This window comes from Streptomyces sp. NPDC045701, assembly GCF_056432045.1.
Map to the genome: position 1 here is coordinate 1 of NZ_JBWKJV010000115.1, position 6,176 is coordinate 6,176.

Below are 6,176 nucleotides of genomic sequence, written 5' to 3' on the forward strand. Positions count from 1 at the left end.
CGCCTTGAGATACGCCACCGCCGTCCGCCGCCGGTCCACCCGGCCGAACACCCAGGCCATCGAGGCGAAGAACTCCTCGAACCAGCCCGACCACATCTCTACCGCGCGCTCCGTCTCCACGAACGGAACAACGCGTCACGCACCCAACAGACACGCACGGCTGTAGTACCGGGCCCGGCAAGCGCCCTGGCCTAGTCATCGGCTTACCGGAAACGCCAACTCTGTGCTGAACAGCGAAAACCCCGGCGCAGGGCAGTACGGCTTTCAGGACGACTCGTTTTCCCGTCCTTACTCCAGCTAGCCAGTACATCTGTGGCAACTCCGTCAATATCGACTTCAGCGCCGGACCGGCCCTTGTACGCGGCGTCTGCGGCGTATCCGCTGAAGAAGTCGGGGCGGGGGAACTCCCACCGCTTGTGAATCGGATAGGCCGCAGGGTCGGGCGCGGCGGCGAGCGCGACGAGCTGGGAGCGCTTGATGTCCGACTCCAGCCGCTCGATCACCATGCGCGCCAGGGGTGCCGTAGTGCGCCCGCCCCCCAGAGCGCCCGGCATGCCGATATGGGCAGCCCGGGCCGAACCGACGTGGCGGGGAAGGCGCGAGCCCCCAGAGGTCTGCGGGCTATGGGCGTTGTTCTAACCGAGTCGTTCGGTGACCTGCTTGCGCAGTTCGGGGACCATCTCGTAGAGCTTGCCGCCCGGGCAGGCCGTGGCGTTGACGTCCTTGTGGCTGGAGATGACGGGTACGTCCAGCACGGTGCCTACCGGGTGCGGGTTGATGCCGCCTCCGTCGGCCGAAACGAGCTGCGTGGCCCCTTCCGGGTCCAGCTTGTATTGGCCGCCCTTCCAGGCGAGGAGGTCGGCGAGGCTCTTGACCATGGCGTCGCTCGGCTTGGGGTCGGGGCCGGTGTCCTCGCCGCCCTCGCTGTTGTCCGGTTCGAGGTTACCGAGCGTCGCGACACCGAAGGTGTTGGTGTTGAAGCCCTGCGCGTGGCCGCCGACGATGCCGGGAATGTCGGTGCCGGGCTGCATTTCGATGGAGCCCTTGCGGCCCTCCCGGAGCTCGTCACGGAACCGGTCTCCGACAGCCATGGGTGCGACCCCCGCCTCGGCCGCTTAGCTTCTCACCGGTCCGGCACTGTTCCATGATCGGAGTACACCATTTTCTTGTAGCCCCGTTCAGCATGCCATTTGGTTACAATAAGAAGGAAGGCAACCTCAGGATTGGGAGTGGTCGCCATGTCATGGCATGGGCAAAGGTTCCGCCGGACATTCATCGGGCTTGCCACCGCGGTTCTCCTTCTCGGAGGAGGCGCGAGCGGTGTCGCCTACGCGGATCATGACCCCGGCCGGGGTAATGGGAGTGTAAACGACCGGGGCCCTGACGACCGGGGCCCTGACGACCGCAGCCCGATTTTCCAATCGGACCCGCTCTGCGAGAACCTTCTCCCTATCGTCCGTGACTTTACCCCCCTTTGCAATTAGGATTACTAAGCGAGTTGATCGTTTGAGCTCTGAGGCGTCGCGCACTCGCCTATCCGAGGGCGCGGCAGCCGTTCCGCGACAAGTTGATCCGGTTCCGGGCCGATCACGCGGTTGCAGGCCGGCAAGCAAGGTCGGCAGCCCGGTCTCGTCGCGGGATGGTGGTGGCAAGCAGTGCTCCCCGGCTACTCGCTGGTTATCTGGGTATGCAGAGGGAATAGCAGTAGGCAGAATTAGCCTGCGTATTAGAGGGTGATTTTTATGCGATCATTGCTTCCGTGGCGATTTATGGCTGCGCTCACGCTAGGAAGTGGTCTCATTACGTTGGGCTTGTCTGGGGTGGCAGAAGCTGCCGGGCCGGGAGAGTGTGCTCCTCCTGGTAAAGTTTTCTCACAGATTGCCCACAGTGTTGGGTTTAGCGGCGCGGTTAACCCTGGGCACCCTCCAGCCGTTCCCATCGCGTGCCTTCTGCACTAACGTCGATGTTTCGTGACGGTCCGTCGGTCTCTTCGGCGGGCCGTTTCGGTTGTCCGGGCTGTTGGTGGGCACGCTGATGGCCCGGCTGTCCCGTCGGACGGGCGCCGGGTTCCACGGTTCCGGTCGGGGTGGTGCTGCTCACAGGGACGGAAACGTACTGGTCAGCCGGGGGTCGTAGGAGCGGCACCGGCCAGGTGTCGTCCCGGAGGGAAGCGCCTCGAGCTGCTCGGGGGTCTCGGCGATCACGTCGGTCCAGGGTCAGTTGTGTGCGAATCTCAGGTGCCGTCGGCGGGCGGTCGTGACGGGCTGGGCGGCGGCGGAGAACAGGCGGAGCCAGAGTCGGCGCGGCCCCGCCTGCGGGTTTGGCCGGTCAGGGCGGGTATCGGCATCCCCACGAGGAGATCGAGAGCCCATGTGGACGGTCCTCCAGCCAGATCTGGTTCTGGCCGCAGGGGTGATCGCCCGGCGGATCTGACGATCGGTTGATGTCGCTGCACGCTTGATCTGCGCAGCGGTGCTGCGGCCGGTGGGCACGGCACTTGAACGCCGTCCAATAGATAGTCCTCGGTCGATCCGCACTGGGCACGGCGGCGGATCACACGGTCGCGGGTCGGCAGCGGTGGCAGTACTTCACGCCCTGGCGTAGTCATCGGCTTACCGGAAACGCCAACTCCTGTGCTGAACAGCGAAAAACCCGGCGCAGGGCAGTACAGGTCACACGCAAGATGAGGCATAGCGAAGGGTTCGCGGAACGGTCACTGCGACCGTGGCACGAACTGGAAGCAGTGCCGTGAGCCCGCAAGAGTCCCCGGAGTGGGACGTGACGGGGCCAGCCCAGGGACTCTCACCCAGACACTCCAGTACTCCTGGAATCGTCCCCACCACCATCCCACCCACCAGCCCCCCACACCACAACCGCCACGACACAAGCCCAAGCCAGCAGCAGTAATGTGCGGGCGGGCCGGAGAAGCCGGGGGGCGGGAGGGGAAGCGGCTGCCATCTCCCTGATATGGCTCAGGGAGGCGGACTGAACCGCCGACTTGTATGGGGGTAGCGGGACGCGGTCGGGTTGGCCGCTCGTAGCGTGCCGTAGGACGCCGGGCCGGGTGACTCGTGAATCGCCTGCCGCTCTTCGGGGCTGGCTCTCCCGGGGTATGTCGCCGGTCCGGTGTCCGTCCGCGGTCTGACTCAACAGAGGCGTGTCCTGGCCAGTTGGTTCTGGAAGTCGGCGTGCCGACCGTTGATGCCCTGTCGTCCGACCGTGAGGAACGCTGTCCGGTGATATTGCTCGGCGTCGACCCCCCATAAGTCCACCCACACCGCCACCGCCGTCGAGCCGGAATCAAACCAGCAGGTCGGGACAATGCGGATCGAGGCGAGCCTGACGGACTACCGGCGGCTGCTGGTCTGGGCCAAGAGGTGGCCGCAGCGGAAGTGGGCGGTGGAGAACGCCAACGGGCTGGGCCGGCATCTCGCCCAGTGGCTCATCGCCCGTGGCGAGAGCGTCGTCGACGTGCCTGCCGCAGCGACCAGTCGGGTACGTGAGCTCTCCCGGGGTGGACGGCGCAAGAACGACCAGATCGACGCCGCGGCCGCGGCCACCGTGGCCTATCTGCAGGGAGAGGGACGGGACGTCGAACCCGAGGATCACACCACCGCGCTGGCTCTCCTGAACGAACGGCGGGTGAACCTGGCCCAGGCCCGGGTCCGTACGGTCAACCAGCTCCATGCGCTGCTGCGTGATCTGCTGCCCGGAGGCGCCCCGACCCAGCTGTCCGCGGACCTAGCCGCCAAGCTGCTGCGCTCCGTCCGCCCCGCCGGCGACGTCGAGACGGTCCGCAAGGACATCGCCTGGGACCTGGTCGCCGAGATCCGGAAACTGGACAAGCAACTCACGGACAACGCTGCCCGGATGCAGAGCCTCGTGGAGACGTCAGGCAGCACCCTGATGGACACCCCGGGCATCGGGCCGGTCATGGCCGCCCGGCTGATCGGCCGCACCCGGCAGGCTCACCGCTTCCCCAACTCGGCAGCGTTCGCGAACTACGCCGGCGCCGCCCCGGTGGAGATCGCCAGCGCGGATAAGGCCCGCCACCGGCTCTCCCGCTCCGGCGACCGCCAGCTCAATTCCGTCCTCCACACCATCGCGGTCGTGCAGATACGCATGCCGAACTCACCCGGACACGCCTATTACCAGCGCAAACTCTCCGAAGGCAAGACAGCGAAAGAAGCGAAGCGGTGCCTGAAACGCCGCTTGGCGGACCACGTCTGGCGCGTCATGATCGCCGACGAGCGCAGAGCCAAGTCCTGCATCACTCAGGCGGCTTGACAAGACACAGAGGCACCCCGGGCTCTCTTTGGAGGCTTCTGATCCCTGGAAGGGTTGGAGGGCGGATTCCAGCGGCCGTCACAACACGTGGTCAGTGTCAGGCGGGGCGCGAGTGGCAGAACAGGTTTACGCATCGCCGAACGAATCAGAGCAACCCCGCCCAGCTCCTCCGCCTCATCAACACCGAGCCGGAGCTCGTACGACCCTCCGAACCCGCCGCCTCCCGGCGGACACGACGGACACAAAACGGCACCAGGACACCAACAAGACGCTCATGGGGCGGCGAGGCTGTACATGGGCCGGGCACTCTGGCCGCGCCACGCGGTGCGGTGGTGGCCGAGCCGGGCGGGGAGGCTGCGCGGGCGCTTCAGGGGCCGTCAGGGGCCACGGGGCGGCCGATTGGGCAGTGGCTGCCCAACTGCCGCCGACCGGGCGCGCTGTCGCCTGAGCGGGCCGCTCAGCTCGCGGAAATCGACCCGGACTGGTGCCCGGAGTGGCCCATCGACTGGCAGCGCCATTACGCGGGCGGGCGCGCTTTGGTGATGGACGGCGGGGCGGCGGTCGAGGAGATCACGCCGGGAGTGACCGTGCACGGCGCGGACGTGGGGCGGTGGCTCGTACGGCAGCGTGAGACGTGGGCGGAGCTGTCGCAGGAGCAGCGGGAGCGGCTGGGCGCGCTCGGCGTCACAGCGCCGGCGCCCGGGCCGGCCGCGCCGAAATCGGGGGGCCGGGCGGCGGCGTGGGAGCGGGGGGTAGCGGCGGCGCGCGCCTGCCTGGCCCGCGAGGGCACTCTGACAGGCGTCAGCCGGGGGCACGTGGAACGCGTTGAGCATGAGGGCCAGGAGCACGCGGTGAAACTGGGCGTATGGCTGTCCAACGCCCGCTCCCGCCGCGCGACACTCCCCGCCGGTCGCGTCGCGGTACTGGAGGAACTGGGGGTCATCTGACCGGGACAGATCCAGGGACGCCCGGGCCGGGGACCCCGCCGTCCCCGTCAGGCACCTCTTCGCGCGCCAGAAGCACGGACGAACACGCTTCACCCTCCTCCGCCACCCGCATCCCCCTGCGATAGCGGCACACCCCCTCCCCACCGAATCGCCTGGCGGTGCCGGGGCGACGGGTGCCGGGTGACGGGGCGCCGGGGCGCCGGGGCGCCGGGGCGCCGGGGCGCCGGGGCGCCGGGGCGCCGGGGCGCCGGGGCGCCGGTCAGATGGGGTCAGCAAGGAGCACACCGACGACCGGCGCCTTACGACCGGCGGCGGCGTATGGCCGTTTTCCTGACAGTGCCCCAGCCCTAGTGGTGGCCATCTGGTGGGTGCCTGCCGTGCGGAGGGGCGGGTTGGCTTGCTGAGCCACATTTGTGTGTTCCGCCGTTCCGCCGTCTCTCACCGAGGTTGTTCTATGTCCCCCTCTCTGCCTGTCGGAGCTGGTTTGGTCACGCAGCGGGACGCTGGTGGCGTTTTGCGGTGGCGTGGTTTGCGCCGGGTGGCGTTGGCGACGGCTGTGGTGATGGGGGTGTCGGCGGTACCGGTGGTGTCGGCGGTGGCTGCCGATACGCCGGGCGGGGTGCCGGCCCCGGTGTCGGGTTCGGTACCGCTGGGCGATGCGGCCGCAGGTGCGCTGGATGAGCGCACGGGCATGTGGCGGATGAGCCTGCCGCTGGTCACCCTCGGCGGGCGTGCGGGTCTGGACGCGTCGGTGTCGCTGTCGTATGACCAGCAGCTGGCGGCAGCGGGGGTGGACCGGCACGGCCTGGGCGCGGGGATGAGCCTGGGGCTGTCATTTGTGGACACGGAGGGCGGGGTGCGGGTCTTCCCCGCCTCCGGGGGCATGTTCGAAGCCGACGAGGCCTCCGCGACCGGCCTGAAGCGCTACCCGCTCAAAGACCT

Annotated in this window: 5 protein-coding genes; 3 read left to right on the plus strand and 2 right to left on the minus strand. The window is 68.2% G+C overall.

The annotated features are described in order from the left end of the window. Positions 1-203: 203 nt before the first annotated feature. Both AC07DW_RS33105 and AC07DW_RS33110 read right to left on the minus strand, forming a co-directional pair. The gene (locus AC07DW_RS33105; RefSeq protein WP_478861330.1) at positions 204-506 is read right to left on the minus strand and encodes a hypothetical protein; all 303 of its coding nucleotides are present in this window, start codon (positions 504-506) and stop codon (positions 204-206) included. A 129-nt stretch (positions 507-635) separates the two neighbouring features. After that, on the minus strand, positions 636-1,091 hold the full coding sequence (locus tag AC07DW_RS33110) for a peptidoglycan recognition protein family protein (RefSeq protein ID WP_478861331.1): 456 nt from the start codon (positions 1,089-1,091) through the stop codon (positions 636-638). Between the two features lie 2,230 nt (positions 1,092-3,321). Here AC07DW_RS33110 and AC07DW_RS33115 point away from each other — a divergent pair. The 3 genes from AC07DW_RS33115 to AC07DW_RS33125 form a co-directional block, all read left to right on the plus strand. Beyond that, positions 3,322-4,287, plus strand: a complete 966-nt coding sequence (locus tag AC07DW_RS33115) for an IS110 family RNA-guided transposase (RefSeq protein ID WP_478861332.1) — start codon at positions 3,322-3,324, stop codon at positions 4,285-4,287. Positions 4,288-4,619: 332 nt separating this feature from the next. Next, on the plus strand, positions 4,620-5,234 hold the full coding sequence (locus AC07DW_RS33120) for a helicase associated domain-containing protein (protein WP_478861333.1): 615 nt from the start codon (positions 4,620-4,622) through the stop codon (positions 5,232-5,234). A 538-nt stretch (positions 5,235-5,772) separates the two neighbouring features. Continuing rightward, positions 5,773-6,176, plus strand: a 404-nt coding sequence (locus AC07DW_RS33125; protein WP_478861334.1) for a hypothetical protein, incomplete at its 3' end; no start/stop codon positions are given.

Coding starts and splice junctions, on each gene's coding strand:
- AC07DW_RS33110 (WP_478861331.1), bottom strand. CDS start 1,091: ATGGCTGTCGGAGACCGGTTCCGTGACGAGCTCCGGGAGGGCCGCAAG.
- AC07DW_RS33115 (WP_478861332.1), top strand. CDS start 3,322: ATGCGGATCGAGGCGAGCCTGACGGACTACCGGCGGCTGCTGGTCTGG.
- AC07DW_RS33105 (WP_478861330.1), bottom strand. CDS start 506: ATGGTGATCGAGCGGCTGGAGTCGGACATCAAGCGCTCCCAGCTCGTC.